The 1,971-nt window shown below is 71.0% G+C and carries 2 protein-coding genes; one reads left to right on the top strand and one right to left on the bottom strand.

Going from position 1 to position 1,971, the window contains the following annotated elements:
* Positions 1–32 precede the first annotated feature (32 nt).
* Entirely contained in the window at positions 33–389 is a 357-nt protein-coding gene (locus ROTAS13_RS23760; protein ID WP_075823600.1) for a hypothetical protein, read from the bottom strand.
* Positions 390–540: 151 nt separating this feature from the next.
* Here ROTAS13_RS23760 and gltX point away from each other — a divergent pair, with 151 nt between their 5' ends.
* Positions 541–1,923, top strand: a complete 1,383-nt coding sequence (gltX, locus tag ROTAS13_RS23765) for a glutamate--tRNA ligase (RefSeq protein WP_019460677.1) — start codon at positions 541–543, stop codon at positions 1,921–1,923.
* Positions 1,924–1,971: the final 48 nt, after the last annotated feature.

A 1,971-nucleotide genomic window follows, 5' to 3' on the forward strand; every position in this document is an offset into this window, starting at 1 on the left:
TCGCCTTACGGTGGAGCTGTGCGTAGATGTGATCAAGAGACAGGGCGCGGCAGGTCCGGCACGGGGGGCAGGCTGGCGCGCGCCCAGACGGCCAGGGCGAAGCCCAGCGCGACAGTGCCGGCCAGCCCCAGCAGCAGGCCGGGCAGCGGTGCCCGCCGCCACAGCCAGAGCGCCGGGGCCAGAAGCGGCCAGGGCAGCCAGAGCCAGGCTTCCGAAGGTTCCATGGGCAGGGCGAAATAGAGCAGGATGCCGGTGCCGAGCGCGACGGCGAACCAGGGCGGGACGCGACTCCATTCCGCCTGCAACAGGGTGTGGAACCCTTCGCGCAGGCGCGTGGCGAGGCTGGGCCGGGCCTGCCGGCCCGGTGCGAGGAGGATGGTGGAGGACAACAACCCAAGGTTGTTTCATTCCGGTCCTGAGCGCAACTCTCCGTGAGGGTCTTCCTGCCGGGACGGGGCGCCCCGTCCCGCCGCCGCCGCATTCCAGCGCCGGCGGCGTCCCGTCTTCAAACCGGTCCGGACAGGATGCTAATCAGCCGGAATGACCGTCCGCACGCGCTTCGCGCCCTCTCCCACGGGCTACCTCCATATCGGCGGGGCCCGCACCGCGTTGTTCAACTATCTCTTCGCCAGGCACCATGGCGGGCAGTACCTGCTGCGCATCGAGGATACCGACAAGGCCCGCTCAACGCCGGAAGCGGTGCGGCAGATCCTGGAAAGCCTGGAATGGCTCGGCCTCTCGCCCGACGAGCCGCCGGTGATGCAGTCGTCCCGCGAGGCACGGCATGCCGAGGTGGCGCGGCAGCTCCTGGCCGAGGGCAAGGCCTATCTCGCCTTCGACACGGCCGAGGAACTGGCCTCGATGCGCGAACAGGCGATGAAGGAAGGCCGCCCGCCCCGCTACGATGGCCGCTGGCGCGACCGCGACCCCTCCGAGGCGCCGCCGGGCGTGCCGGGCGCCGTGCGCATCAAGGCGCCGCGCGAGGGCGAGACGGTGGTCCGCGACCTCGTGCAAGGCGAGGTGCGGGTGAACAATGCCGAGCTGGACGACATGATCATCCTGCGCTCGGACGGCACGCCGACCTACCAGCACGCGGTGGTGGTGGACGACCACGACATGGCGATCACCCATGTGATCCGTGGCGACGACCACCTGACCAACACCTTCCGCCAGATTATGATCTATGACGCGATGGGCTGGCCACGGCCGGACTTCGCGCATATCCCGCTGATCCATGGCGCGGACGGGGCGAAGCTGTCCAAGCGCCATGGCGCCGTGGGCGCGCTGGAGTTCCGCGACCAGGGCCTGCTGCCGGAGGCGGTGTGCAACTACCTGCTGCGGCTGGGCTGGGGCCATGGCGACGAGGAGATCGTGCCGCGCGACCGCGCCATCGAGCTCTTCGAGCTCCGGGATGTGGGGCGCTCGGCCAGCCGCATGGACTACACCAAGCTGGCGCATCTGAACGGCGTCTATATCCGCGATGCCGATCCCGACCGGCTGGCGCGGGAGGTGATGACGCGCCTCGCCAAGCGGGGCCTGCCGATCGACGATGCCGGCGCGGCACGGGTCCGCGCCCTGGTCCCCAGCCTGCAGCCCCGCGCCCGCACGCTGGAGGAGATGGCGGACGGCGCCGCCTTCGTGCTGGAGCGGCCGGAACCCGACGCCAAGGCGGCCGGGCAGCTCAACGAGGAATCGCGGGCGCGGCTGGCCGCCCTGGCCGGGGCGCTGGAAACGGTGGAATGGGATGGCCCGGCGCTGGAAACGCTGCTGCGCGAGCAGGCCGAGGCGCAGGGCGTGAAGCTGGGGGCGCTGGCGCAGCCGCTGCGCGCCGCGCTGACCGGGCGCACGCAGTCGCCGCCGATCGACGCGGTGCTGCTGGCCCTGGGCCGCGAGGAAAGCCTGCGCCGCATCCGGGCCGCCTGAACCGCTGTCTCTTGATCACATCTACGCACAGCTCCACCGTAAGGCGAA

Origin of the sequence: Roseomonas sp. TAS13, assembly GCF_001950415.1 — a bacterium.
GTDB classification, from domain to species: Bacteria; Pseudomonadota; Alphaproteobacteria; order Acetobacterales; family Acetobacteraceae; genus Roseomonas; species Roseomonas mucosa.

What these genes read in the sequence shown, in the direction of transcription:
- gltX (WP_019460677.1), top strand. Translation starts at nt 541, where the DNA reads ATGACCGTCCGCACGCGCTTCGCGCCCTCTCCCACGGGCTACCTCCAT.